Origin of the sequence: Hoeflea sp. EC-HK425, assembly GCF_902498795.1 — a bacterium.
Taxonomy (GTDB): Bacteria; Pseudomonadota; Alphaproteobacteria; order Rhizobiales; family Rhizobiaceae; genus Hoeflea; species Hoeflea alexandrii.
Map to the genome: position 1 here is coordinate 2,511,975 of NZ_LR701572.1, position 25,048 is coordinate 2,537,022.

The window sequence follows — 25,048 nt, forward strand, 5'->3', positions numbered from 1 at the left end:
GGCTGCGATCAGGGCTTGCGGGTCAGCACGTAGGTCTTTCGGACCTGCTCGTGGATGGTCCATTCGCCTTCCCAGCCAAGCGGCAGAACGAGGATGTCTCCCGGACCGATCCTGCGTTCGTCGCCGCCCTCTTTGCCCACAACCGTGGCGGAACCCGAGAGAATGTGACAGATTTCGGAGGACTTGGTCCGGTCGGCGGAAAAACGCCCCGGCGTGCATTCCCAGACGCCGACCTGGCTCACGCCGTCGTCAGAAGCCCAGAGCTGTTTTGCCGCCTCGACCTGGCCATCGGTGAAGCTTGTCGGCTTGGGTGCGAAGGGGCCCAGATCCAGGTTCGAAAGGTCGCCGAAGCTCTTGAGATCAATCATCGTCATTCCTTGAAAGTACGGGGCTGCAGGAAGCGCCGACCGCGCTTGCCCGTGGCAGGCTGCAACTGAAAACCTGAGCAAGGCCATGCGGGTGGCATTCCGAGAGTGCCTTCCCAAAGCCTTGTTTTGAAATAAACTTCAGTTGCCATCGGGGTAGGACACCCCAATGGAGCAGTCAAGAATGAAGTCGCGGACACGGATCCGTCCGGATTGGTGTTTGAGCGATATCGGCGTAGCATCGCAAGACATGCCAAGGGGGAAGAAGTTTGAGCAGCACAATAGCGGGACTGATCCTGGCCGGCGGTCTTTCGCGGCGGATGGGTGGCGAAAAGGCGTTGCAACTGCTGGCTGGCGAAACGATGATTTCACGGGTAATCGGCCGGATCGCACCGCAGGTCGAACAGTTGGCAATCAACGCCAATTCCGAACCCGCGCCCTATCTTGACTATGGCCTGCCGGTTCTGCCCGATAGGATCGGAGGCCATCTCGGCCCGCTTGCCGGCGTACTGACCGGGATGGAATGGGCCGCGGAACTTCCCGGCGTGACCCATCTGATCAGCACCGCAACCGATACACCGTTCCTGCCGCTTGATCTGGTTACACGCTTTGGTGCCATGTCTGGTCCGGAGCGCATTGTCATGGCGCGTTCGCAGGGCAACGCGCATCCGGTCGTCGGATTGTGGCCGGTGGCGTTGCGCGAGGACCTCGCACGATGGCTGGTGACCAGCGAAACGATGAAAGTGCAGGCTTGGGCCGCCCGGCATGAGATTGCCTATTGCGATTTCGAACCGGAGCACGACCGCGCGCCTGATCCGTTCTTCAATGCCAATACGCCCGAGGAACTGGCCGAGGCCGAGGCCATCCTCGGCAGCTCCGGGGCAAGGCACCCGTCGCTCGATTGATCTTGGAGCTGGAAGGTGACGATCGCGGTTCCGGCAGGGATCGGGTGATTGAAACGAAAGGTGGCTGGGGTACCTGGATTCGAACCAGGGATGGCGATACCAAAAACCGCTGCCTTACCGCTTGGCTATACCCCAACGCTTCTCCGGGCCGCGGATCTTCCGCCCGGCGCAAACCGGTAACGCCCGGAAGCATCCGGGGGGATAGCAAATGACGCGTCCGATCACAAGCGCGGATACCGCCCGCGAACCAGGATTTTCCACCATGAAAAAACCCGCGCGGCCGGTCTGCCGCGCGGGTTTCAGGTTTTCGGTCTCCAGGCCTCAAGCGGCCCGGCGGTCTGTTTCGACCGTTAGCGGCGGAACAGGTTGGCGATCTGCCAGCCGGCGGGAACCACGGCTGCGGCGAGCGCGGCCTTGATCACGTCGGTTGCAATGAACGGGCCGACACCCCAGGCAAGCGCCTTTTCGGGGCCGAAGGCGATGGCAATCCAGGCAGCACCGAGCAAAAGGATGATCGCGGTGCCGAGAAGGTTGACGGCGAAGAGCTTGAAGGCGTTACGGTCAAGTCCGCGGTCTGCAGCCCAGCCGGTGAGGCCGGCGGCGATGACGAAGCCTGCAAGGTAACCGGTGGTGGGGCCGGCGAAATAGGCCAGACCGCCGCCATTGGTGAACACCGGCAGGCCGGCAGCACCCTCGATGAGATAGGCGGCCAGTGTCGCCAGCGCCAGCTTGCGGCCGAAGGCAGCGGCAATGACGAAGATCGCCAGCGTCTGCAGCGTTGCCGGAACCGGCCAGAAGGGAACGGTGATCTTGCCGGCAAGCGCAATCAGAAGGCTGCCGAAGAGGACGAGCGCGCCGTAGGTGGCATAACGTGCGGCAACGCCTTCAGGGGCAAGGGATTGTGCGAACGAACGGGCGGGAACTGTGGCCATGGATCAATCTCCGGAATTTTCAGAAGAGCGCGCCAATGCGACCGCTCATTGAAAGCGGTATATTGACTTAGCCGTCCGACAGCAAGACAGTCCGGCCCAAATCCAGGGCCGTCCACAAAGGACCGCCGACCCCGGCACGACAGGCCGGATCGAGCCACAGACCGGAGAGATGCGTGACCGAACCGCAGTTTGACAAGACCTTCGAGCCCGCCCATGGCGAGGCCGTGCCCGTTGCCACGGACATCTTGCGGGTCACCGCGCCCAATGCCGGGCCGCTGACGTTTCACGGCACCAACAGCTTCATTGTCGGCGGCGATACACTTGCGGTGATTGATCCGGGCCCGGAGGACGAGAGCCATTGGCGCACGCTTGAAGCGGCGATCGCGGGCCGGCCGGTCAGCCACATCTTCGTCACCCACACCCACCGGGATCATTCACCGCTGACCGCGCGCCTGAAAGAAAAGACCGGCGCCACGGTGGTGGCAGAGGGACCGCACCGGGCGGCGCGGCCGCTTTACACGGGCGAGGTCAATCCACTGAAGGAAAGCGCGGACATGGATTTCGTTCCGGATATCGCCGCCGGCCACGGCCACGTGATCTCTGGAGACGGGTGGGCGATGGAAACTCTGCACACGCCGGGACACACCGCCAACCACGCGGCCTTCGCACTGACCGGCGGCGACACCGACCTGGTTTTTTCAGGCGATCACGTGATGGCCTGGGCGACATCGATCATTGCACCGCCGGACGGGGCGATGAGCGATTTCATGGCCTCGCTCGACATGCTGCTCGAGCGTGACGACCGTTTCTATCTGCCCGGGCATGGCGGACCGGTGAAGGAGCCGCGGCAGTTCGTCCGGGCGCTCAAGACGCACCGGCGCATGCGTGAACGTGCCGTGTTCGGCCGCGTAGAGAAAGGCGACCGGCTGATTGCCGACATGGTCAAGGCGATCTACCGCGACACCGATCCGCGGCTGCATGGCGCAGCGGCGCTGTCGGTGCTGGCGCATCTGGAAGACCTGGTCGGTCGCGGGGAAGTGGTGACCGACGGTCCTCCGGCCATTCACGGCGAGTACCGGCCCGCCTGACCTGACAGTCAGCCGCCGGCAATCCCCAGCAGTCGCACATCAAGATCCTGCAGGAATGCGCGGATCAGTTCGGCGTTCAGTCCGAGGTCGTGATCCCCGTCCCGCGTCGCCGCGCGCATGTCGACGAAGGTGGTCTCTTCCTCTTCCGACAGGCGGACCAGAACATCCTGTGGGATGCCGAGTACCAGCGTGCGGGCGCGGTACTGGATGACGGCGAAAGTTGGAAGCGGCGCCAGGGGCTCGTTCTCAATGTCCGGGCGTGGCGCAGGCAATGGCGCCCGCGCCGGGTCCGCCTCACCGTTCGAGGTCCCTGCCTCGTCGGGCTGTACGTTGCCCGCAGGGTTCGGCTCGAGACCATCGACCAGCGCCTCAACCCCGACATTGGCCACCGGCGTCCACTTTTTCTCCTGGGCCACAGCCTGAACGGCAAGCAGCACACGGTCGATCGCTCCCTCGTAACGCCGACCGGTGACCTGTGCGTAGGCTCCCGCCTGCAGGCGGCGCTTGGCAGGGTCTTCAGCATCGGAGCGCGGCATCCAAGAGCTGGAAACCGCGGGGGGCTCAAGCCATTGCGGCGGATCTGAAATGTCGGTGGTTACGTCATGAATCCGCGGCAAAAGCACGAAACGGCTGGCCGCAAGCCCGACCGGAATCAGGATGATCAATGCCATGACCATGCCGCTGAACGAGGCGTGGCCACCTTTCGCGCCGATATGCCAGAGCATGAAGAAGCCGATCATCGAAAGCCCCAGCACGAACACCGCGATCACTGCCGAAAGCAGGATGGCGGCAACCGCATTGGGCATTTCCAGCGTTCCGACACGGTGCAGCACCAGCGCCATCAACGCCAGAAGCACGGCGAAGCGGCCGAGTTTGCGCGACCAGGCGGCGGCAATGGAGTGCGGGCGGACGGGACGGAAGGGCATGGCGCGGCCAGGGTCTCCGGCAGATGGAGCGCGGGATGCGCGACTGGTTGTGATTGAATTCATTAGCCGTTCATGGCTGCCGCGGCAAGCGCCTCACTTCAGCCATGCTTGCTGCGGACTATTCATCCGGGGGGCAGATCAGACCGGACAGGTTTTGAGGTTCCGAAGGAGATCCACCATGGCGGCAGACGCCCGGACAATGCCCGTTTACGGCCCGACACGGCCGGCATCCATGCTTTCCGCAGGCGAAATGCCTGCCTCCGTTCCAGACTCACACGAACTGGCGCGAAAGCCTGGCAGCCCTGCCCCATTGGCGCTGGATCTGGTCGAACTCGATCTTGCGCTCGATCTCAGCGACATCGCCGATCGCGGATTTGCCGATGCTGTCGGCGATGCCGCCAAGGTGATCGGCGGCGAGTTTCTTTTTGATCTTCCCGCTTCCGGGCTTGTTGAGGATGCTCAGCGGATCGCCGTTGTCTGCCTGTCACGGCAGAATGGCGGGCGGTTCGGATTGGTGCTGCTCAGCGCCGGCGGCGACCGCGTCGAGACTGCTGAGGCCGACGCAGCAACAGCCGGCCTGGTTCAATTCGCAAGAGCCTTCGTGGCGGTGCTCGAAAAGCTCTGATTGTCGGGATAACGGGTTCTGACGGCGAGCCTGCAGAGATTCCGCCCTGCCCCGGCATTTGCATTGAGCCCGGGGCAGAGACGGTTTTGACTACTCTGCCGGAGCGACTGCGGCAGAGGCAGGCTGTTCGCGGGATAGCGAGCGCAGCAGCAATTGTGTGAGCGCGGCACCGGCCATCATCGATGCCAGGCCGAGAAGCGAGGAGACCGCCAGTACCGAACCGCCGGTGAGACCGGCGCCGATGGTGCAGCCGACAGCGAGAATGCCGCCGAAGCCCATCAGCACCGAACCGGCGGCATAGCGCCAGACCGGCGGCGTGCCAGGCTCGGAGAAGGTCGAGATGCGGAACTCGCCCGAGAGCAAAGCCGCGACGAATGCACCAAGGATCGCGCCGATGAGGACACCCTGATCAAGCCCGGCAAAGCCGCTCGCAAGCGCCAGTTCGCCGGTGGTGGCGAGCGGGCGGATGAAGGACAGGCTTTCAGCCTGGATCGGCTCGAAGACCTGGGTGGAAAGCTGCCAGGTGAAGTACCAGCCGGCAGCGACCGTGAGGCCGATCATGATGCCGCCGGAGAGCCGCCAGACCGACAGGCGCGCCTTGACCGCAAAGCCGAGTGCGACCAGCGCCAGAACCGCGCCAAGCGCAATACCCGCCCAGCGTTCGAGGCCCGCGTGGACAAGCAGGTCATTGCCGCCGATGGCAGCGGTGTTCCAAATCCCGCCGATGCCATCGCGCAGCGGCACCAGCACGCCGCTGTAGGTCGCAAGGGCGGTCACGGCGATGACGGCGATGGAAAAGACGCCGCGCAGGTTGCCCGACGCGCCGAGCACCAGGAGGCGTGACACGCAGCCGCGCGCCAGCACCATGCCTGTGCCAAACAGCAGGCCGCCAATGATCGCTCCGGACAGGCTCTGGGCGGTGGAGAAGAACCGGGTTTCCGACACGTCGATCATGTCGGCGCCAAGCAAAGCCTGCACCGCGAGGATTGCGGCGGCAAAACCGGCCACCCAGGTGGCGAACGGCTTGAGATCGCTGTCGCCCATTGCGGAGAGAACAGCCGAGCGGGTGCAATAGCGGCTGCGCTGGGCGAAGACGCCGAAAGCCAGCCCGAGCACGAGGCCGCCCACGAGCGCGGTCTGCGGCTCGCCGATAAGGTCGATCAGAGGGACGAGGTCCATTGCTTCAGTCTCCATGAAATGTATCTGCAAAATACAATCCATCGAGACCGATGAGAGGGTCCGGACTTACAGCCCGGATGCCATGATTGGTTTATTCTTCTCCGAAACCCCGGAATCTTGGAACCGGAATCTCCCGAAGCAGATTTCGCTCGCCCCGGCCCTGTCCTGGCCTGGCTCAGGCCGTGCGGGTTTTCTCGATCGCTGCCTGCGCCGCGGCGAGGCGGGCGATCGGCACGCGGAACGGCGAGCAGCTGACATAATCCAGGTCTATGGACTCGCAGAAGCGGACCGAAGCCGGGTCGCCGCCGTGTTCGCCGCAGATGCCGAGCTTGATGTCGGGCCGGGTCGCCCTGCCCTTGTCGGACGCGATGCGGACCAGTTCGCCGACGCCGTCGATGTCGAGCGTGACGAACGGATCCTGCTCGATGATTCCCTTCTGCTGATAGGTCATCAGGAAGGAGGAGGCATCGTCGCGCGAAATGCCGAAAGTGGTCTGGGTCAGGTCGTTGGTGCCGAAGGAGAAGAACTCGGCCACTTCCGCAATCGCATGGGCGCGAATGGCGGCGCGCGGCAGCTCGATCATGGTACCGACGAGATAGGCGATATCGACACCCGCCTCGCCGATGACTTCGCGGGCGACAGCATCGATCCGCGCCTTGACGAAATCGAGTTCCTCGCGAAGGCCGACGAGCGGCACCATGATTTCCGGCACAACCGGCGCGCCGGTCGACTTGGCTGCCTCGACGGCGGCCTCGAAGATCGCGCGGGCCTGCATCTCGGCAATCTCGGGGTAGGAGATCGCCAGCCGGCAGCCGCGATGGCCGAGCATCGGGTTGAATTCGTGCAGCTCGTCAACGCGCTGGCTGAGCTTTTCCACCGAGACCCCGATGACGCCGGCGACTTCGGCGATCTCCTCGTCGGTCTTGGGCAGGAACTCGTGCAGCGGCGGATCGAGCAGGCGGATGGTGACCGGCAGGCCCTTCATGATCTCGAACAGTTCGATGAAGTCCGAGCGCTGCATCGGCAGCAGCTTGGCAAGCGCCGTGCGGCGGCCGCCTTCGGAGCCGGCTAGGATCATCTCGCGCATGGCGGTGATGCGGTCGCCGTCAAAGAACATGTGCTCGGTGCGGCACAGGCCGATGCCTTCGGCGCCAAAGGAGCGCGCGGCGCGGGCATCGGCAGGGGTTTCGGCGTTGGTGCGCACCTTCATGCGCCTCGTGGCGTCGGCCCATTCCATGATCAGGCCGAAATCGCCGGAAAGTTCCGGCTGCAGCATGGCGACTGCGCCCTTGAGCACCTGGCCGGTGGAGCCGTCAAGCGTGATGACATCGCCGGCCTTGAGCGTTGCACCGAGAGAGACCAGCGTGCCGTTGCGCGCATCAATGCGCAGGCCCCCGGCGCCGGAGACGCAAGGCGTGCCCATGCCGCGGGCGACAACGGCTGCGTGGCTGGTCATGCCGCCGCGCGAGGTGAGAATGCCCTCGGCCGCATGCATGCCGTGGATGTCCTCGGGGCTGGTTTCCACCCGCACCAGGATGACCTTGCGGCCAGCCTTGGCGGCTTCGACGGCTTCCTCGGAGGTAAACACGATCTCGCCTGTGGCGGCACCGGGCGAGGCCGGAAGTCCGGAGCCGATGATGTCGCGCGCCGCATGCGGATCGATGGTCGGATGCAGCAGCTGGTCAAGCGAAGCCGGGTCAATGCGCATGACCGCTTCCTCGCGGGAAATCAGACCTTCGCCAGCCATGTCGACGGCAATCTTGAGTGCCGCCTTGGCCGTGCGCTTGCCGGAGCGCGTCTGCAGCATCCACAGCTTGCCGGCCTGGATGGTGAATTCCAGATCCTGCATGTCACGGTAGTGGTTCTCAAGCCGGTCGCAGATGGCGAGGAACTCGGCAAAGGCTCCGGGCATCAGCTTTTCGAGCGAAGGCCGGTCGGAGCCCGCCTCGATCCGCGCGGCCTCGGTGATCGATTGCGGGGTGCGGATGCCCGCAACCACGTCCTCGCCCTGGGCGTTGACGAGAAACTCGCCGTAGAGCTCCTTCGCGCCTGTCGAGGGATTGCGGGTAAACGCCACGCCGGTGGCGGACTGGTCGCCAAGATTGCCGAACACCATAGCCTGGACATTGACGGCGGTGCCCCATGAGGCCGGGATATCGTGGAGCTGCCGGTAGGTGATGGCGCGGGCGTTCATCCAGCTGGCAAAGACCGCGCCGATCGCGCCCCAGAGCTGCTGGTGCGGGTCCTGCGGAAAGGGAATGCCGAGTTCTTCCTCGATGGTCGCCATGTAGCGGGCGATGATCACGCGCCATTCGTCGGCACTGACATCGGTGTCGAGTTCATGGCCGAGGCGGGCCTTCTCGTCCTCGAGGATTTCCTCGAAGACTTCGTGGTCGAGCCCCATGACCACGTCGGCATACATCTGGATGAAGCGGCGGTAGCTGTCGAAGGCGAAGCGCTCGTCGCCGGAATCGCGGGCGACGGCGAGAACGGTGTCGTCGTTGAGTCCGAGGTTGAGCACAGTGTCCATCATGCCCGGCATCGAGGCGCGGGCGCCGGAGCGGACCGACAGCAGCAACGGCTTTTCAGGATCGCCAAAGGCGCGGCCGGCTATCTTGCCGACATTGACCAGCGCATCCGTGACGGCAGCTTCAAGTCCGTCGGGCATCTTGCGGCCATTGTCATAGTACCAGACGCAAGCATCGGTGGTAATCGTCAGGCCCGGAGGAACCGGCAGTCCGAGATTGCACATTTCGGCAAGGTTGGCGCCCTTGCCGCCCAGAAGATTGCGATCAGCCGCCGATCCTTCGGCCTGCCCGTCGCCAAAAGTGTAGACCCATTTGGTCATGTGCTCATTCTCCACGTCGCCCGTCAGCAAGACTGCCCGTGACCGGCCTTGGCGCAAGGCTTATGCGGTGCGCGGTTGCCAGGTCAACCCCGCCCTTGGCAGCAAGTTCCCTCTATATCGATTGAAACAGGTTACGTGTTGAAACCAAGGCGGAAAAACGCGCATGTGCTGACTTTTCAGGCGGTTGGGCCCGGCAGCCCCTGTTTCGGAGAATCAAGACAGCCAGGTGCCGCGGCCACAAACGCTCCCTCCGGCATCCACAGATTTGACCTGCCAGCCAGCGATCGGGGCCCGTTACACGTGCCCGGCCAAGAAGAACGGTGTCACGGCCCGTCACCGAAGGCAACGCAAAGTGATGGGGACAGCGCGGTCCAGAATGCCGCAGAGGCCTCTTTGTTATGGACCCTGCCGTCGTGGAGAAGTAACAGGAACTGAAAGCCCGCCCGGCACTTCCGCCAGTGCCCGGAACCAACCCAGCCTGTTTCGCCAAGGACTCACCGCCTCATGACATCCAGCAGCCCGGAACCCGTTCGTTTTGTCGACCTTGCCGCCCAGCAGGCCCGTATCCGTGACCGAGTGGACGCGGCCGTCGCGCGGGTTTTCGACCATGGACAATACATCATGGGACCGGAAGTCGCCGAGTTCGAGGCAAAGCTGTCGGCCCACTGCGGCGCGGCGCATTCCGTTGCCTGCTCCTCGGGCACCGATGCGCTGGCAATGGTGCTGATGGCCAAGAACGTGCGGCCCGGCCAGGCGATCTTCTGCCCGGCCTTCACATTTGTCGCCACCGCTGAAGTGGTGGCCTGGCTCGGCGCCCATATCTGGTTCGTCGATGTCGACGCGGAAACCTTCAACATGGACCCCGCTTCGCTCGAAACCGCGATTGCAAGCGCCAGGGCCGCGGGCCATGCGCCGGTGGGCGTGATCCCGGTCGACCTGTTCGGTGTTCCCGCCGATTATGACGCGGTATCGAAGATCGCAGCGCGCGAGGGGCTCTGGGTGCTTGGCGACGGCGCACAATCCTATGGCGCGCGCTATCATAACCGCCGTGTCGGCACGCTGGCGATGGCGACAGCCACCAGCTTCTTCCCGGCCAAGCCGCTAGGCGCCTATGGCGATGGCGGCGCGGTCTTCACCGATGACGCCGAACTTGCCGAGACGCTGCGCTCGATCCTGTTTCACGGCAAGGGCGCCAACCAGTACGACAATGTGCGCATCGGCATGACCGGCCGGATCGACACCGTGCAGGCGGCAATCCTGATCGAGAAGCTCGCTATTTTCGATGACGAGATCGACGCGCGGAACCGGATCGCGGCGCGCTATACATCGCTGCTTTCAGGCCATGTCGCAACGCCTGTGGTTCCGGAAGGGCTGCAGTCTGTCTGGGCACAATACACCGTCAAGCTGCCCGAGGCAGCCGACCGCGCCGCAATCCAGGCACGGATGAAGGACAAGGGTGTGCCGAGCGCGGTCTACTACGCCAAGCCGCTGCACCGCCAGGATGCCTACAGCCACCACGGAGTAGCCGGCGGCGAACTGCCCGTCACCGACATGCTGTCTGGTTGCGTCCTCAGCCTGCCGATGCACCCCTATCTCGAGGATGATACCCAAGACCGTGTCGTCGAGGCCCTGATTTCATCTTTGTAACGCGTCTGGTCCGGCGGCATGCCGGCGCCAAACTAGCGAGCCAGGGCAGCCATGCGCCTGATGAAATCGGCGCAGGCATCGGGTGCGGTGACGAGGATCATGTGGCCGAGCCCCGGCAACTCTTCGAACTGCAGCCCATGGGCCTGCATTGGCCGTCCATGCTGCTCCGACGAGAGCAAGGCGTCCTCCGACCCGAACAGAATGCCGCCGGGGACCTTCAGCTCGGCCGCATACCGCCCGACCTGGGCGGGCATCGAAAGGGTTACACCCTGCAGATCGGTCGAGGCGCCGATGAAGGCTGAAGGCCGCATGCCGAGAATGCCGCCTCCCCTGACGAGAAAATCCGCAGGTGCCTTTTCCGGCGCAAAGACCTGAGACACCACCCTTTCGCTTGTCAGTCTGGTGATGGGAGCAGCGAGCGTGTTTCCGATCAACCTGCGCAAGGCCACCGACCGGATCGCCAGAGACTTGAACACCGCAGGAGGTCCGGGCATGACCGCGGTGAGCGGGCTCAGCAAGGCCAGCGCGCCGATCCTGTCGCCGCGATCAAGAGCCATTGCAAGCGACAGCGCACCGCCGAGCGAGTGGCCGACCAGGACCGGCTTGTCGACGCCGAGCTTGTCGAGGAATTCGCCGATCATTGCTGCCTGGGCCGGCAGTTCCGCCAGTTCGTCGCGATCGCGGGTCGAGTATCCCGAGCCGGGGCGGTCGATGGTGATCACCCTGAAACCGCCAGCAAGCCGATCAGCCAGAGCATAGCTGAAATTGTGCATGTTGCCGGCAAGGCCGTGGATCAGCACCACTGGCTGGCCATCTCGTGGGCCCTGGTCGGTGTAGTGGATCATGCCGCCCGCTACCGGCATGCGCTGCCCCGCCGGAGGAACAGCCCTTTCGGCGTCAGTCGCCAGCTTTTGTGTCCAGAGCCAGCCGAGCGCAAGCAGACCAATCAGCAACCAGAAAATGACAGACATCAAACTCCCCCGACACGGCTCTTCAGGGCAGAAATGCCCCTGGGCCGGCAACGCGAAGTATCGACATTGAGGAGAAGGCGGTCAATCTGCTTACGCTTGGCGATTTGATCTGTGGCGATCGAGAACAATGCTCCGCAAAGCTGCGCTGACAAGGTTTCCCTGATCAACCTGCGTCGCGCAGCTGCTCCGCGGTCTGCAAATCGACCGAGACCAGCTGGCTCACCCCCTGCTCGGCCATGGTGACGCCGAACAGGCGGTTCATGCGGGCCATGGTGATCGGGTTGTGGGTGATGATGACGAAGCGGGTCTCGGTGGAGGCGGCCATCTCGTCCATGAGATTGCAGTAGCGCTCGACATTGTGGTCGTCGAGCGGCGCGTCGACCTCGTCGAGCACGCAGATCGGCGCCGGGTTGGTCAGGAATACCGCAAAGATCAGCGCCATCGCCGTCAGTGCCTGTTCACCGCCCGAGAGCAGCGTCATGGTTTGCGGCTTCTTGCCGGGCGGCCGGGCGAGGATTTCGAGCCCGGCCTCGAGCGGATCGTCGGATTCGATCAATTGCAGCTCCGCCGTACCGCCGCCAAAGAGGTGGGTGAACAGCCGCTGGAACTGGGCGTTGACGATGTCAAAGGCCACCAGCAGACGGTCGCGGCCTTCCTTGTTGAGGCTCTGGATTCCGGCGCGCAGCTTCTTGATCGCGTCGATGATGTCCTCACGCTCGGTGATGATCAGGTCGAGGCGCTCGGAGAGTTCTGTCTGCTCTTCCTCGGCGCGCAGGTTGACCGCCCCAAGCCGTTCACGCTCGATCTTGAGGCGCTCGAGATTGCGCTCGACCTGAGCCGGATCGGGCATCGGTGCGTCGGCAGCAAGCCCGGTCTGGCGCAGAGCGAGGTGAGGTTCGCAATTGAGCGCCTCGCGAATGCGGGCCTCGCCCTCCTCGCGCCGTTCCCTGGCGGCCATCAGCCGTTCCTCGGCGCGACCGCGTCCCTCGCGACCCTGCGACAGGGCGCCGATCGCCTCGGTGGCGAGTTTGTCGGCCTCGCGGGATTTGGTCTCGGCGAGCGCCAGCGTGTCGGCCGCGTCCTGGCGGCGCTTGTCGGCTTCGGTGAGCTGATGCATCAGTTGCCGCCGGCGGGCAGCGATTTCCTCGGGTGCGTCGGCGATGCCGGCGACTTCGGCAGCGGCCTCCGTCGAGCGGGCGGCGAGGGCTGCGAGATGGTTTTCAGCGTTCGCGGCGCGCTCAAGCCAGCTGGCCCGTTCGGAAGCGATCGCCTCAAGCCTGCGGGCACGGGCGGCGTTTTCCCGTTCCAGACCTTCATGGGCGGCGCGGGCTTCGGCAAGGCCGCCGCGATCGGTGGCGACCTGGGCGTTGATCTGGGTCAGCGCGGCGTCAAGCCCGGCCAGATCCGGACAGGCCTTGAGCGAAAGCTGGGCCTGCTCCAGCGCCTCCACCGTCTCGGACAGTTGCGCGCCGACCTGGGCGCGGGATTCGCCCAGCACCGCCCGGCGGTTGGAGAGTTCGCCCGATGCCCGTTCGGCACTCGCAAGCTCATCGCGGGCGCGGCTGACATTCTTGCTGGCGTCACGGATCAAATCGCGCGCGGCACGGCTTTCGTTGACCCGGGCGACGACCGCGGCCTCACTTTGCGTGAGCACTTCTTCGACCTGGCGCAAAGTTTTGGTCGCCTCGACAGCTTCCTCGTTGAGCTCGGCCAGACGGTTCTTCTGCTCGAGCCTGAGTGCTGCCGGCGTCGGCGCATCGGCGGAGGCGACATAGCCGTCCCAGCGGAAGACAGCGCCATCGCGGGTGACCAGCCGCTGGCCGGGCTTGAGTGATGCGTGCAGGGCCTTGCCGTGGTCGGCATCGGCAACCAGCCCGATATGGGCGAGGCGGCGGGCGAGTTCTTCGGGCGCCCGTACATGGGTCGACAGCGGCGTGACGCCATCAGGCAGCGGCGCATCTGAAGCGGCCGGCTGGATCTTGGCCCAATGGGCCGGAGCCGCGGGATCGAGCGGCAGGTCGAGATCGTCGCCAAGAGCAGCGCCAAGTGCGGTCTCGTAGCCGCGGTCGACCTTGATCTGCTCGACCACCGGCGGAAACAGGTCCGACCCCTGGCCGGCATTGAGCATGCGGGCAATGGTCTTGGCCTCGGTCTCGATGGCGTTGAGCCGGGCCTTGGCCTCGGTGACAGGCTGGCGCTCGGCGGCCTCAGTCTCGCGCGCGGCCTCGAGTGCCGTCTCGATCCCGGCCAGCGCCTTTTCGGCATCGACGAGAGCCTTCTCGGCACTCTCGCTGTCGCGGCGCTTGGCGGCGGGATCGGGAAGGCCGGCAATGCGTTCGGCGATCCCGGCAAGATCGGCATCCTGGCTGGCGATCTGCCGGTCAAGCCGGGCCTTGCGTTCGCCCGCTTCGCGGATCAGCCGCTCGAGCTGGGTGCGTTCGGCGGCTGCTTCAGCGCGTTCGGCGGTGACCACACCAAGCGAGGTTTCGCTCTCAGTGAGCTTTGCCTGGGCTGCGTCGAAGGCTGTCTTCAGGGCCGCAGATCGCTCACCACTGCCTTCCAGCGCCGTCTTGAGTTCGGCTTCTTCCTCGGAGAGCCGCTGCATGACCCCGGCATTGTCGGCGATCAGGCGTTCTTCGCGTTCGATGTCAGCCTTGAGCTGCGTCATACGGCGGTCGAGTTCCTCGCGGCGGCGGGTGATGCGCTCGGCTTCCTCATCGATCTGGGTGCGGGCAATCTGCAGGCGTTGCAGGGCGGCAGCGGCTGCCGCCTCGGCATCACGCAAATCTGGCAATTTGTGTGCGGCGATGGCCTGGTTCTTGGCAGCCTCCATCTGCGCCTGGGCCAGTTCCGCGACTTGCGACGTGGCCTGGGCGAGCGCGCTTTCGGCCTCCCCCTCCTGGCCCTTGGCCAGCGACCACCTCAGGTGCAGCAGCGTCGCTTCGGCCTGCCGCACTTCGGCCGAGAGGATCTTGAACCGGTTGGCCTGACGGGCCTGGCGCTTGAGGCTTTCAACCTGGGATTCAAGCTCGGAGGTGACGTCATCGAGACGCTCGAGATTGGTCTCGGCGGCGCGCAGCCTCAGTTCGGCCTCATGGCGGCGCGAATGCAGGCCGGAAATGCCGGCGGCTTCTTCAAGCAGTTGCCTGCGTGCCTGCGGCTTGGCCTGGATCAGTTCGCCGATACGGCCCTGACCGACCATCGAGGGCGAACGGGCGCCGGTGGAGGCATCGGCAAACAGAAGCTGCACATCCTTGGCACGGGCTTCCTTGCCGTTGATGCGGTAGACCGAGCCGGACTCGCGCTCGATGCGGCGGGTGACCTGTATCTCGTCGGAATTGTTGAAGGCCGCGGGCGCGGTGCGGTCTGAATTGTCGAGATAGAGGCCGACTTCCGCGGTGTTGCGGGCCGGGCGATTGCCGGACCCCGAAAAGATCACGTCGTCCATGCCCGAGGCGCGCATGTTCTTGTAGGAGTTCTCGCCCATCACCCAGCGCATCGCCTCGACAAGATTGGACTTGCCGCAGCCATTGGGCCCGACCACTCCGGTCAGGCCGCGCTCGATGACAAATTCGGTCGGTTCGACGAAGGACTTGAAGCCCAGGACACGCAGCTTGGTGAACTTCATGACCGGATCTCCCGGTCAGGGCGGCTCATCGACGCAGCAAAGCCTCCCTTGCGATCCATTCGCAAGGGATTGCTGCATAGTGCCCGCTCAGAGCAGCGGGTCGATGATCGCCGACATGATGTCAACCGACATATTCCCCGGGTACCGCTTGCCATTGATGAAGAACGTTGGCGTGGACTGCACCCCGAATTCGTTTCCCGCCTTGGTTCTTACAGCATTCACATCGTCCAGAAGTTTCTGGTTCGTCAAGCAAGCTTCAAAGGACTCCTGTGTAAAACCCGCCAAACGGGCGATTTGCAGCAGTGCTTCGCGACCATCAGACGCGGTTGCCCAGTTGCGTTGCTGCTTGAACAGCACATCGACCATGGGGAAAAACTGGTTTTCAGGGGCACAACGGGCCAGCATGATGGCTGCCGCAGCGCGCGGATCGAACGGGAATTCGCGCAGGACGAAGCGGACCTTGCCAGTGTCGACGTATTTCTCGACCAACGGCTTGAAGTTTTCAGTATGGAAATCGGCACAATGCGGGCAGGTCATCGACATGTATTCGACGATGGTGACGGGAGCGTTTTCATCGCCCAATGTCATTTCCTTGAGCGGGCCGGGTTCCATCAGCTTGGTGATATCAACCTCGCCGTCAGCCGGGGGCGCTTCGGCCGCCTGGGCGATCGAGGCCGTGGTTTGCGGCGAAACGCCTGCCGCGGCGGTTTCGGTCGAAACAGCGGCGGCCGGCGTGTCGGTGGAGGCCTGCGGTGTCTGATCCGAGGAATCCGAGCAGGCCGTAAGGGTCAGGGCAAGCAGCGAAACGCCGGCGGCAGCGGTCAGTCGGGAGGTCAGTCGGAACATGCAGGTCACCCATTCTCTGGAAATTATGGCTATAAACGCCCGCAAGACGGTCATCAGGTCCTGCAAACGTCCGGCGCCAAGCCCATCCAGACAAGGCGCCACTGTTGTCTCAAGTCCTATAACGTGAAATGTGGCCAAACAAGTGCAACATGTTCACGCACGCGTGATCCGTGACCCGCGCTCGAGCGCGGGTCTCACCGCCGTTGCTTTGGCGCGCGTCCGATGACACCGGTGCCAAGCCGCTCCAGCGCCTGGCGCAGCTTCGGATCCTCGATCTCGCCAAGCATTGAGGCAAGCCGCGACTTTTCCGCCTGATCCAGCGGCCGCGCCTTTGGCTTGCGGGTCGGGACATGGATTGCCTTCTGGACGATCCGGACCTGCGAGATCGCCTGAAACCCGAAGAAGCTGTTGACCCGCGAGATCAGCTCGGCCTCCTGGTGCATGAGAAACAGAGCGCGCGCGCCCTCGCATGCAACGGTCAGCACACCCGGGGCGAAACCACCGCCGGTCTCGTCCGGTCCGTCCTGGCGCGGCCAGCGGATGCGCTCAGGTCTCGAACAGTCGGCGAACTGCTCTCCGGCAATCTCGTCCCATGACCCCAGCAGCAGCGTGTTGATGCCGGCGCGCCTGGCCAGGATCGGATCGATCAGGCCGTTGGCGATCTCGGCGATCTGAATGCTGCCCTTGCGGGTGAACGGCTTTGCCAACAGTCGGTTCTCCCTGGTTCTGGCTATCGGCGGATGCGGCACCGGACCGATGACGGGAAAACCCGTGATGGCCGATTGCGCCGCGCGGCCCGAGGCGGCATGATCCGGTATTGTGTTCGCCCGGAAGCGCACTATCTCCGGGTGCACCTCCTATTCCTACCGCCGCACGAGTTCAATGTCATCCGCAAAGCCCTCCAAGACCGTGCCCGGCACCGCATCGCCGCTGCTTGCCTGGTATGACCGGCACGCCCGGGTGCTGCCCTGGCGGATCAGCCCGGATGAGCGCGCGCATGGCGTGGTGGCCGATCCTTACCGGGTGTGGCTCTCGGAAATCATGCTGCAGCAAACCACGGTTCAGGCGGTCAAACCCTATTTTGCCGCTTTCGTCACTCGATGGCCGACCGTGGAAGATCTGGCAGCGGCGGAAACGGAAGACGTGATGAAGGCCTGGGCCGGTCTCGGCTACTATTCCCGCGCCCGCAACCTGAAACGCTGTGCAGATGTGGTGACCGAAGATCATGGCGGCCGGTTTCCCGATACCGAAGCAGGATTGCTGACGCTGCCCGGCGTCGGCCCCTATACGGCGGCGGCGATCGCCGCGATCGCGTTCGATCGGCCGGCTGCAGTGGTCGACGGCAATATCGAGCGGGTGTTCACCCGGCTGTTCGAGATCGAAACGCCGCTGCCCTCGGCCAAAAGCGAGATTCGCGAGCTTGTGGCCGGCGCCGCGCCTGCCGACCGGCCCGGCGACTTCGCACAGGCTCTGATGGATCTCGGCGCCACGATTTGCACGCCCCGGCGCCCGGCCTGCGCGCTGTGCCCGCTGACCGGGGACTGCCAGGCGCGGAAGTCCGGACGGCAGGAGCAATTTCCGGTCAAGCTTCCGAAAAAGTCCAAGCCGGTCCGCCTTGGCGCCGCCTTCGTGGCGGAACGCGGCGATGGCGCCGTTCTCCTGGTCAAGCGTCCGGACAAGGGCCTGCTCGGCGGCATGACCGGACTACCGACCACCAACTGGACGGTGCGCGCCGACGGGGAGACCGGGGCGAAGTCGGCACCTTTTCAGGCCGAATGGCGCAGCAAGGGCGTCATTTCACATGTGTTTACACATTTTGAATTGCGGCTTGAGGTTTTTCATGCGGTTGTCACCGCCATCCCCGACCATGAAGGCTGGTGGAGTGACAGCGATTCGCTGCCCGGCGAAGCGCTGCCCACGGTGATGAAAAAGGCGCTTGGCGCCGCCTACCCCGCATTGTTCAGAAAAGGCAAGTCATGAGCGAGACAAACCAATCGGTGGGGCGGCCAGTCAGCCACATCGTGTTCGATATCGGCAAGGTGCTGATCCATTACGATCCGAACATTCCCTACAGCCGGCTGATCCCCGACGCGGCGGAGCGCAACGCGTTCTTCGAGACCGTCTGCACCCATGAATGGAACCTCGAACAGGACCGCGGCCGCAGCTGGACCGAGGCCGAGGCGCTGCTGATTGACCGTTTCCCCGAGAAGGCAGAGCTTATCCGCGCCTTCCGGGTCCACTGGCACGAGATGGTCAGCCACGCCTATGACGACAGTGTCGACATCATGCTCGACCTGATCCAGCAGGGGCGCGACGTGACGATGCTGACCAATTTCGCCGCCGATACGTTCAAGGAAGCCCAGGACCGGTTTCCGTTCCTGAAGGTGCCACGCGGCGTCACCGTGTCGGGCGAGATCGGCGTGATCAAGCCCGACCGCGAGATCTACGACACCCATGTGGCGAGCTTCGATCTCGACCCGGCCGGCTGCCTGTTCATTGACGACAGCGAGAAGAATGTCGAGGGCGCGATCGCGGCAGGCTGGCAGGCCGTGCATTTCACCGGCGCGGAGAAACTGCGCGAAGACCTCAGGGCGCTGAACGTGCTCTGAAGTCGTTGCCGGTCATCGCCCGGGCTTTGTGAAATGCGATGCTAATGAAAAACGAGCGCCCGGGATGTGCGACACATCCCGGGCGCTGCATGCCCCGGCGGTGACTGAAGGTACTTGGCACCCGCCGGATTCCGTTGCCGGAGGTCACCCGGCCCGCGCCATCTCCTTGCGGATCGCGGCGCGGAAATCGTCAATCAGCTTGAGACCGTCCGCCGTTTCCACATGCCAGAAGGTCCAGCCGTTGCAGGCGTCGAAACCCTGCACCAGGGCGCCGACCTTGTGGATCGAGCCGGCCTGACCGCCCGCTGCCAGCGTACCGTCGGCGCGCACGATCGCCTGGTGCTTGCGCTTGGCGTCAAACAGCACATCGCCGGGTTTGACGTGACCGGCCTCGATCAGGACGTTGAAGGCGACGCGCGGCTCGGCGCGCTTGCCGGTCATGACGGTGAGTTCGTTCTTGCCCAGCGGCTCGACCGCGTCGATGCGGGCGCGGGCGGCGTCGATGTAATCCTGCTCGCGCTCGATGCCGACGAAATGGCGGCCGAGACGGCGGGCCACCGCACCTGTGGTGCCGGAGCCGAAGAACGGGTCAAGCACCACGTCGCCGGGTTTCGACGAGGCCATCAGCACGCGGGCCAGCAGCGCCTCGGGCTTCTGGGTCGGGTGCACCTTCTTGCCGTCATCACCCTTGAGGCGTTCGGCACCAGTGCAGATAGGGAACAGCCAGTCCGAGCGCATCTGCACGTCGTCATTGGCGGCTTTCATGGCTTCGTAGTTGAAGGTGTAGCTCTTGGCGTTCTGGTCGCGCGAGGCCCAGATCATGGTCTCGTGCGCGTTCTGGAAGCGGCGGCCGCGGAAATTCGGCATCGGGTTGGTCTTGCGCCAGACCACGTCGTTCAAAAGCCAGAAGCCGAGGTCCTGAAGCTGCGTGCCGACGCGGAAGATGTTGTGGTACGAGCCGATCACCCAAATTGTGCCGTTGGGCTTCAATACCCGGCGGCAGGCAAGCAGCCAGGCGCGGGTGAAGGCATCATAGGCGGCGAAACTCTCGAACTGGTCCCAGTGATCATTGACCGCATCGACCATCGACTGGTCCGGACGGGCAAGATCACCACCGAGCTGCAGATTGTAGGGTGGGTCGGCAAAAATGACATCGACCGAGTTTTCGGGAAGCGCTTCGAGCGCTGCAACACAATCACCCTTGATGATGGTGTCGAGCCAGGACTGGCGCGTGGCATTGACGGCGGAAATTCCGGAAAGCGAGACAGGTCGGGCCATTTGATACTCACAGTACACTTACGCAACAACTGAGCCTTATGGTTACCGAACAGGGTAAACATCTGGTGAATAAGCCGCGTGCCATTCCGGACCGCTCAGATCGCTTCAGAAAAACCGGTGCTTTCGTTACTTCGCGTGAAGCTGGGCGAGCTTGTTATTGCGGCGACCCGCAGGCTGTCCGGTCACTCTCCGCCCTTGCCCGGCGCTCTCGCAGGCGTCCAGCGGGGCAAAGCCTCCGGACCAACTTCGGCCCGACCCCATTACGCTCAAAGTCATCCGAACCTTGCCTGTGACACCGGCATGCTGTAGGTCGGTGGCGCTTTCCCTCCCTCCCCGCATTTTTCGACACAGGACACTTCCATGGCTGGTTTCGACCTCATCATCTTTGATTGCGACGGCGTGCTGGTCGACAGCGAAATCATCGCGGCGCAGGTGGAATCGAAACTGCTGACCGACGCGGGATACCCGATCAGCGCCGAGGAACTGGCCGAGCGCTTTGCCGGCCTGACCTGGAAGGACATCCTGTTCGAAGTCGAACGGGAAGCCAGCATTCCGTTCTCGGCAACGCTTCTAGATGCCTCGGAAACGCTGCTCGACAAGAAACTCGGTGCGGAAGTGCGGGCCATTGAGGGTGCTGCACAGGCGATCGCACGGATCGGCGGCCAGCGCTGCATCTGCTCGAACTCATCCTCGCACCGGCTGAAGGCGATGCTGGCGCGAACCGGACTCGACCGGCTGTTCGGCGACCATGTCTATTCGGCCAAGGATGTGGGCGAAGGCCGCACCAAGCCTGCGCCGGACGTGTTTCTTCATGGCGCCAGGCAGTTTGATGCGAAACCGGGCAATGTGCTGGTGATCGAGGATTCGGTGCACGGCATACATGCGGCAACCGCCGCCGGCATGCGCGTCGTCGGTTTTACCGGCGGCTCGCACAGTTATCCCGGTCACGCCGACAAGCTGACCGAAGCGGGCGCGGAAACCGTCGTCAGCCGGATGGCCGACCTTCCGGCCACTGTAGAGGCGTTGGCGGGCTGGTCGGAACTGCTCTGAGCAGGCCGGGGAACTGAACCCGGGAATTCAGGTTCGCAAAAAACATCAAGGCGTGTTGTAAGGCCCCGGGTCAAATCCGGCATAGAGCTTGGCAGTGCGCGATGCGCCGGCCGGGAACGTGACGCTGGCATTGGTGTAGATGAACTGCTGCGCCGGGCCGCCGACGCTCATCATCACCGGCTGCTTCTGCAGCTCGGAATAGAGAACAGTCTCACCATCAAGTGCGACCACACGCAGTGGCAAATTGACCTCACCACTCTTGGCCTGAGGCCCGCCCACAACGCGTCCGGTGACAACAACCGTGATCACCAGCTGATCGCCGCTGATGCGGCACTGACGGGTGGTGTCGGAGATCGATGCCTGATGAATGACCTTGGCCGGATCGCCGTCACCGCCCTTGGCGTAGGTTGTGTAGTAGGCGGTGCCCTCGCGCAGCAGCACTTCCGGACAGGCGCCCTGGACGACGGCAACATCAGTCGCCTGCTGGCCGGTGGCGCCGGGACTGAGCACGGCGCGTGGGTCGGCGGAAGTGCAGCCGGCAATCAGCGCAGCGCTGATCAGAACCGGGGCGAAACGCAACAGACTTTGTGACACGACAATCCTACCTTCATTCACCCGATGCAAAAGACCATTCCTGCGACAGGTGTGTGGCCTTTGCATGACGACCGCCCATGGTCTATATCAGCCGCGCGGCGGAAAATCGACCGGCGTTATCTCATCTTGCGCGATCCGCGTCCACCACCGGAGAACATGTCTGTGGACTATATTTCGACACGGGGCGAAGCACCCGCACTCAGGTTCAGCGATGCGCTTCTGGCAGGCCTTGCCCGTGACGGCGGGCTTTACGTGCCGCGCGAGTGGCCGGCCTTCTCGCGCAAGGATATCCGGGCGATGCGCGGCCAGAGCTACCAGGAAATCGCCTTCAGGGTGATCGAACCGTTCACCGCCGGCGAAATCGAACCCGAAGCGCTGCGCTCGATGATCGACGAAGCCTATGCCGGTTTCCGCCATCCGGCGGTGGCGCCACTTGTGCAGAGCGGCGCAAATTCCTTCGTGCTGGAGCTGTTTCACGGACCTACGCTGGCCTTCAAGGATGTGGCGATGCAGCTGATTGCGCGGCTCATGGACCATGTGCTGGCCAAACGCGGCGAACGGGCAACGATCGTCGGCGCCACATCGGGCGACACCGGAGGTGCAGCGATCGAAGCCTTTGCCGGACGCGACCGGACCGATATCTTCATCCTGTTTCCCGAAGGCAGGGTCTCCCCGGTTCAGCAGCGCCAGATGACCACCTCCAAGGCATCAAACGTGCACGCGCTGGCGCTGAAGGGCAATTTCGACGATTGCCAGGACATGGTCAAAGCCATGTTCAATCATGCAGCTTTCCGCGACCAGGTGCGGCTGTCCGGCGTCAATTCGATCAACTGGGCCCGGATCATGGCCCAAATCGTCTATTACTTCACCTCAGCCGTGTCCCTGGGCGCCCCTGACCGGAAGGTGTCGTTTACGGTTCCGACCGGCAATTTCGGCGATATTTTCGCGGGTTACTGCGCCAAGCGAATGGGGCTGCCGGTGGCGAAACTGGTGGTCGCCACCAACGAAAACGATATCCTGGCGCGGACGCTGCGCACCGGGCGCTATGAGATGCGCGGGGTGACGCCCACCACGTCTCCGTCGATGGACATCCAGATTTCGTCAAATTTCGAGCGTTTGCTGTTTGATGCGAACGAACGGGATCCCGAAGCCGTGCGCCGGGCGATGTCCGGCCTCAAGCAATCGGGCGCCTTCGACATCGCCGAACCCGCTCTCAAGGCCATCCGCAAGGAATTCCGTGCCGGCCGGGCCAGCGAGAGGCAGGTCAAGGCGATGATCCGCGATGTCCAGAGCCAAACCGGCTACGTGCTCGATCCGCACACGGCCGTCGGCGTGCATGTGGCGGGGCGGATGGAGAAGCCATCGTCGCCGATGATCACGCTCGCAACCGCGCATCCGGCCAAGTTCCCGGATGCCGTAAAACAAGCCTGTGGTATTGACCCCGCGCTCCCGTCGTGGCTCTCTGACCTGATGCAACGGGAGGAACGGTTCAGCGTAGTGCCCAATGACCAGGATGGCGTGGAAAGCCATATCCAGTCACTTACACGGGCCACGCGATGAGCCGGGGAAAGTGACAGTATGAAAGTCAAGACAACACGCCTGAGCAACGGCGTCACGGTTGTTACCGAGACAATGCCCCATCTCGAGAGCGTGGCTCTCGGCGTCTGGGTGAAGTCCGGATCCCGCGACGAAACCGCGCAGGAACACGGTATCGCCCACCTGCTCGAGCACATGGCGTTCAAGGGAACGCACAAGCGCAGCGCGCGTCAGATCGCCGAGGAAATCGAGAATGTCGGTGGCGAAGTCAACGCGGCGACCTCGACCGAAACAACCGCCTATTACGCCCGGGTGCTCAAGGACAATGTGCCGCTGGCGGTCGATATCCTGCATGACATCCTGACCAACTCGGTCTTCGACGAAGGCGAGCTGACGCGCGAGAAGCACGTCATTCTGCAGGAAATCGGGGCCGCCAACGACACGCCCGATGACGTTGTCTATGACAAGTTCACCGAAGCGGCCTATCGCGACCAGACCATAGGCCGGCCGATCCTCGGCACCCCCGAAACCGTCAAGGCGTTCACGCCGGAACAGGTCCGTGCCTATCTGGCACGCCACTACACCGGTGACCGTATCGTTGTGGTGGCCGCAGGCGCTGTGGATCACGACATCTTCGTCAAGCTGATAGACGACAGCTTCGGCAAGACCATCAAGCCGACCGGCACGCTGCTGCGCACCATTCCGACGGCGAGCTACACAGGCGGCGATTACCGCGAGAGCCGCGACCTGATGGATGCGCAGGTGCTGATCGGGTTCGAAGGCCGCGCCTACCAGGTTCGCGACTTCTACTGCTCGCAGTTGCTGGCCAACATCCTGGGCGGCGGAATGTCCTCGCGGCTGTTCCAGGAGGTCCGCGAGAAAAGAGGCCTTTGCTATTCGGTCTACGCGTTCCACTGGGGCTTTTCGGATTCCGGTCTGTTCGGCGTTCATGCCGCGACCGGTGCGGAAGATCTTGCCGAACTCATCCCGGTGGTGCTTTCCGAACTTGCCAAAACCGCCGACGGCGTGGAGGAACAGGAGATCAACCGGTCAAGGGCCCAGGTCCGTTCGGGCCTGTTGATGGCCCAGGAAAGCCCCGCCGCCCGGGCAAGCCAGATCGCACGGCAGATGCTGCTGTTCGGCCGGCCGGTGAGCAACGAGGAGCTGATGGAACGGCTTGCCAACCTGACGCCGCAACGACTTTCCGATCTTGCCGGAAAACTGTTCTTCGACACGCCGATCACGGTGTCGGCGATCGGACCGGTGGAAGCGCTGCATTCGGTTTCCGACATGGCCGGCATTCTTGGTCAGCACGGCGGGCGAACAGCCGCTGCCGAGTAAGCGCTGAGGATTATCCCCGCCATGGCCCCTCCGGTGTTTCGATTCCGCAGCCGGACCCAGGAAGAGTTCCGGATCGAAGGGCAACGAACCTTTCTGCGCAATCCCGTCATCGCAGACTTCCCCGAATGGAGCCGTCTGCGCGCGGCCAGTCGGAGCTTTCTGGAACCCTGGGAGCCGAAATGGGCGGAAGACGACCTGACCCGCAGCGCCTTCCGTTACCGGATTCGCCGCTATGACATCGACCGGGAAGCCGGTACGGCGCTGCCGCTTTTTGTCTGCCTGAAACACAATGGACGCATTGCAGGTGGAATAACGCTGGGTTCGATCAGGCGGGGTGTGGCGGAAAGCTGCACCCTGGGCTACTGGATGGGCGAACAACATGCAGGCCAGGGGCTGATGGCAGATGCGCTCAGAGCCCTCCTTCCCCACGTGTTTGACAGGATGCGGTTGCACCGGATAGAGGCGGCCTGTATTCCGGACAATGCAAGGAGCCAGCGCCTCCTTGAAAAGGTCGGGTTTCGGCGTGAGGGATACTTGAACGGCTACCTGAAGATAAACGGTGCCTGGCGTGATCACCTGCTTTACGCGCTGATTGCCGAGGACTGGCAGTCGATACGCGCGAAAGGATCCGGTTCCGGATAATGAAATACAAAGGCTGTTCAAATCCGCTCAGGCGCTCA

At 63.7% G+C, this 25,048-nt stretch carries 21 protein-coding genes and 1 tRNA gene; 10 read left to right on the plus strand and 12 right to left on the minus strand.

Going from position 1 to position 25,048, the window contains the following annotated elements:
- Positions 1 to 8: 8 nt before the first annotated feature.
- On the minus strand, positions 9 to 368 hold the full coding sequence (locus SPHINGO391_RS14935) for a cupin domain-containing protein (RefSeq protein ID WP_152009572.1): 360 nt from the start codon (positions 366 to 368) through the stop codon (positions 9 to 11).
- A 266-nt stretch (positions 369 to 634) separates the two neighbouring features.
- On the opposite strand from SPHINGO391_RS14935, the gene mobA reads away from it, so the two are divergent.
- A complete protein-coding gene (mobA, locus tag SPHINGO391_RS14940) occupies positions 635 to 1,270 on the plus strand; it encodes a molybdenum cofactor guanylyltransferase MobA (RefSeq protein WP_152009573.1) in 636 nt (211 codons plus the stop codon).
- Between the two features lie 61 nt (positions 1,271 to 1,331).
- On the opposite strand, the gene SPHINGO391_RS14945 is transcribed toward mobA, so the two are convergent.
- Positions 1,332 to 1,405 (minus strand) — tRNA-Gln (locus SPHINGO391_RS14945).
- Between the two features lie 215 nt (positions 1,406 to 1,620).
- Positions 1,621 to 2,202, minus strand: coding sequence for a biotin transporter BioY (locus SPHINGO391_RS14950; protein WP_152009574.1), 582 nt, complete (start codon positions 2,200 to 2,202; stop codon positions 1,621 to 1,623).
- A gap of 173 nt (positions 2,203 to 2,375) precedes the next feature.
- Between SPHINGO391_RS14950 and SPHINGO391_RS14955 the strand changes: the two genes are divergently transcribed.
- Complete coding sequence (locus SPHINGO391_RS14955) at positions 2,376 to 3,290, plus strand: MBL fold metallo-hydrolase (RefSeq protein ID WP_152009575.1); 915 nt, start codon at positions 2,376 to 2,378, stop codon at positions 3,288 to 3,290.
- Between the two features lie 8 nt (positions 3,291 to 3,298).
- On the opposite strand, the gene SPHINGO391_RS14960 is transcribed toward SPHINGO391_RS14955, so the two are convergent.
- On the minus strand, positions 3,299 to 4,216 hold the full coding sequence (locus SPHINGO391_RS14960; protein ID WP_193217301.1) for a DUF1499 domain-containing protein: 918 nt from the start codon (positions 4,214 to 4,216) through the stop codon (positions 3,299 to 3,301).
- Between the two features lie 178 nt (positions 4,217 to 4,394).
- Here SPHINGO391_RS14960 and SPHINGO391_RS14965 point away from each other — a divergent pair, with 178 nt between their 5' ends.
- Positions 4,395 to 4,841: a hypothetical protein gene (locus SPHINGO391_RS14965; RefSeq protein WP_152009577.1), complete on the plus strand. Its 447-nt coding sequence runs from the start codon at positions 4,395 to 4,397 to the stop codon at positions 4,839 to 4,841.
- A gap of 90 nt (positions 4,842 to 4,931) precedes the next feature.
- Here the strand turns inward: SPHINGO391_RS14965 and SPHINGO391_RS14970 are convergent, their stop codons facing one another.
- Positions 4,932 to 6,020 carry a YeeE/YedE family protein gene (locus tag SPHINGO391_RS14970; protein WP_152009578.1) on the minus strand — a complete coding sequence of 363 codons (1,089 nt, stop codon included), beginning with the start codon at positions 6,018 to 6,020 and terminating at the stop codon, positions 4,932 to 4,934.
- Between the two features lie 175 nt (positions 6,021 to 6,195).
- Positions 6,196 to 8,868, minus strand: coding sequence for a pyruvate, phosphate dikinase (gene ppdK / locus SPHINGO391_RS14975; RefSeq protein ID WP_152009579.1), 2,673 nt, complete (start codon positions 8,866 to 8,868; stop codon positions 6,196 to 6,198).
- Positions 8,869 to 9,372: 504 nt separating this feature from the next.
- Here ppdK and SPHINGO391_RS14980 point away from each other — a divergent pair.
- The gene (locus SPHINGO391_RS14980) at positions 9,373 to 10,515 is read left to right on the plus strand and encodes a DegT/DnrJ/EryC1/StrS family aminotransferase (RefSeq protein ID WP_152009580.1); all 1,143 of its coding nucleotides are present in this window, start codon (positions 9,373 to 9,375) and stop codon (positions 10,513 to 10,515) included.
- Positions 10,516 to 10,547: 32 nt separating this feature from the next.
- On the opposite strand, the gene SPHINGO391_RS14985 is transcribed toward SPHINGO391_RS14980, so the two are convergent.
- From SPHINGO391_RS14985 to SPHINGO391_RS15000, 4 genes are all read right to left on the minus strand, one after another.
- A complete protein-coding gene (locus SPHINGO391_RS14985; RefSeq protein ID WP_152009581.1) occupies positions 10,548 to 11,486 on the minus strand; it encodes an alpha/beta hydrolase in 939 nt (312 codons plus the stop codon).
- 163 nt (positions 11,487 to 11,649) lie between these two features.
- Positions 11,650 to 15,114 carry a chromosome segregation protein SMC gene (gene smc, locus SPHINGO391_RS14990; protein WP_152009582.1) on the minus strand — a complete coding sequence of 1,155 codons (3,465 nt, stop codon included), beginning with the start codon at positions 15,112 to 15,114 and terminating at the stop codon, positions 11,650 to 11,652.
- An 87-nt stretch (positions 15,115 to 15,201) separates the two neighbouring features.
- Positions 15,202 to 15,960 (minus strand): DsbA family protein, encoded by a 759-nt coding sequence (locus SPHINGO391_RS14995; protein ID WP_152011580.1) that lies wholly within the window; start codon positions 15,958 to 15,960, stop codon positions 15,202 to 15,204.
- 194 nt (positions 15,961 to 16,154) lie between these two features.
- Positions 16,155 to 16,667, minus strand: coding sequence for a DciA family protein (locus SPHINGO391_RS15000; protein WP_152011581.1), 513 nt, complete (start codon positions 16,665 to 16,667; stop codon positions 16,155 to 16,157).
- Between the two features lie 175 nt (positions 16,668 to 16,842).
- Here SPHINGO391_RS15000 and mutY point away from each other — a divergent pair, with 175 nt between their 5' ends.
- Entirely contained in the window at positions 16,843 to 17,940 is a 1,098-nt protein-coding gene (gene mutY, locus SPHINGO391_RS15005; RefSeq protein WP_152009583.1) for an A/G-specific adenine glycosylase, read from the plus strand.
- Positions 17,937 to 18,569, plus strand: coding sequence for an HAD family phosphatase (locus SPHINGO391_RS15010; RefSeq protein WP_152009584.1), 633 nt, complete (start codon positions 17,937 to 17,939; stop codon positions 18,567 to 18,569). The genes mutY and SPHINGO391_RS15010 overlap by 4 nt, the downstream gene beginning before the upstream one ends.
- 144 nt (positions 18,570 to 18,713) lie before the next feature.
- Here SPHINGO391_RS15010 and SPHINGO391_RS15015 read toward each other — a convergent pair whose 3' ends face one another.
- Complete coding sequence (locus SPHINGO391_RS15015) at positions 18,714 to 19,847, minus strand: site-specific DNA-methyltransferase (protein ID WP_152009585.1); 1,134 nt, start codon at positions 19,845 to 19,847, stop codon at positions 18,714 to 18,716.
- 360 nt (positions 19,848 to 20,207) lie between these two features.
- Here SPHINGO391_RS15015 and SPHINGO391_RS15020 point away from each other — a divergent pair, with 360 nt between their 5' ends.
- Complete coding sequence (locus tag SPHINGO391_RS15020) at positions 20,208 to 20,897, plus strand: HAD family phosphatase (RefSeq protein WP_152009586.1); 690 nt, start codon at positions 20,208 to 20,210, stop codon at positions 20,895 to 20,897.
- Between the two features lie 45 nt (positions 20,898 to 20,942).
- Here SPHINGO391_RS15020 and SPHINGO391_RS15025 read toward each other — a convergent pair whose 3' ends face one another.
- On the minus strand, positions 20,943 to 21,491 hold the full coding sequence (locus SPHINGO391_RS15025) for a hypothetical protein (protein ID WP_244615211.1): 549 nt from the start codon (positions 21,489 to 21,491) through the stop codon (positions 20,943 to 20,945).
- A gap of 156 nt (positions 21,492 to 21,647) precedes the next feature.
- Here SPHINGO391_RS15025 and thrC point away from each other — a divergent pair, with 156 nt between their 5' ends.
- Genes thrC through SPHINGO391_RS15040 form a run of 3 tightly spaced genes read left to right on the plus strand, consistent with a single transcriptional unit; the run spans position 21,648 to position 25,010 of the window.
- Positions 21,648 to 23,051 carry a threonine synthase gene (thrC, locus tag SPHINGO391_RS15030; RefSeq protein ID WP_152009587.1) on the plus strand — a complete coding sequence of 468 codons (1,404 nt, stop codon included), beginning with the start codon at positions 21,648 to 21,650 and terminating at the stop codon, positions 23,049 to 23,051.
- 18 nt (positions 23,052 to 23,069) lie between these two features.
- On the plus strand, positions 23,070 to 24,368 hold the full coding sequence (locus SPHINGO391_RS15035; RefSeq protein WP_152009588.1) for a pitrilysin family protein: 1,299 nt from the start codon (positions 23,070 to 23,072) through the stop codon (positions 24,366 to 24,368).
- Positions 24,369 to 24,389: 21 nt separating this feature from the next.
- Positions 24,390 to 25,010 carry a GNAT family protein gene (locus tag SPHINGO391_RS15040; RefSeq protein ID WP_152009589.1) on the plus strand — a complete coding sequence of 207 codons (621 nt, stop codon included), beginning with the start codon at positions 24,390 to 24,392 and terminating at the stop codon, positions 25,008 to 25,010.
- Positions 25,011 to 25,048: the final 38 nt, after the last annotated feature.

Bases quoted from the DNA above. Each gene is read 5' to 3' on its own strand.
- SPHINGO391_RS14935 (WP_152009572.1), bottom strand. From the start codon at position 368: ATGATTGATCTCAAGAGCTTCGGCGACCTTTCGAACCTGGATCTGGGC.
- SPHINGO391_RS14950 (WP_152009574.1), bottom strand. From the start codon at position 2,202: ATGGCCACAGTTCCCGCCCGTTCGTTCGCACAATCCCTTGCCCCTGAA.
- SPHINGO391_RS14960 (WP_193217301.1), bottom strand. From the start codon at position 4,216: ATGCCCTTCCGTCCCGTCCGCCCGCACTCCATTGCCGCCGCCTGGTCG.
- SPHINGO391_RS14965 (WP_152009577.1), top strand. From the start codon at position 4,395: ATGGCGGCAGACGCCCGGACAATGCCCGTTTACGGCCCGACACGGCCG.
- SPHINGO391_RS14970 (WP_152009578.1), bottom strand. From the start codon at position 6,020: ATGGACCTCGTCCCTCTGATCGACCTTATCGGCGAGCCGCAGACCGCG.
- ppdK (WP_152009579.1), bottom strand. From the start codon at position 8,868: ATGACCAAATGGGTCTACACTTTTGGCGACGGGCAGGCCGAAGGATCG.
- SPHINGO391_RS14980 (WP_152009580.1), top strand. From the start codon at position 9,373: ATGACATCCAGCAGCCCGGAACCCGTTCGTTTTGTCGACCTTGCCGCC.
- SPHINGO391_RS14985 (WP_152009581.1), bottom strand. From the start codon at position 11,486: ATGTCTGTCATTTTCTGGTTGCTGATTGGTCTGCTTGCGCTCGGCTGG.
- smc (WP_152009582.1), bottom strand. From the start codon at position 15,114: ATGAAGTTCACCAAGCTGCGTGTCCTGGGCTTCAAGTCCTTCGTCGAA.
- SPHINGO391_RS14995 (WP_152011580.1), bottom strand. From the start codon at position 15,960: ATGTTCCGACTGACCTCCCGACTGACCGCTGCCGCCGGCGTTTCGCTG.
- mutY (WP_152009583.1), top strand. From the start codon at position 16,843: ATGTCATCCGCAAAGCCCTCCAAGACCGTGCCCGGCACCGCATCGCCG.
- SPHINGO391_RS15010 (WP_152009584.1), top strand. From the start codon at position 17,937: ATGAGCGAGACAAACCAATCGGTGGGGCGGCCAGTCAGCCACATCGTG.
- SPHINGO391_RS15015 (WP_152009585.1), bottom strand. From the start codon at position 19,847: ATGGCCCGACCTGTCTCGCTTTCCGGAATTTCCGCCGTCAATGCCACG.
- SPHINGO391_RS15020 (WP_152009586.1), top strand. From the start codon at position 20,208: ATGGCTGGTTTCGACCTCATCATCTTTGATTGCGACGGCGTGCTGGTC.
- thrC (WP_152009587.1), top strand. From the start codon at position 21,648: ATGTCTGTGGACTATATTTCGACACGGGGCGAAGCACCCGCACTCAGG.
- SPHINGO391_RS15035 (WP_152009588.1), top strand. From the start codon at position 23,070: ATGAAAGTCAAGACAACACGCCTGAGCAACGGCGTCACGGTTGTTACC.
- SPHINGO391_RS15040 (WP_152009589.1), top strand. From the start codon at position 24,390: ATGGCCCCTCCGGTGTTTCGATTCCGCAGCCGGACCCAGGAAGAGTTC.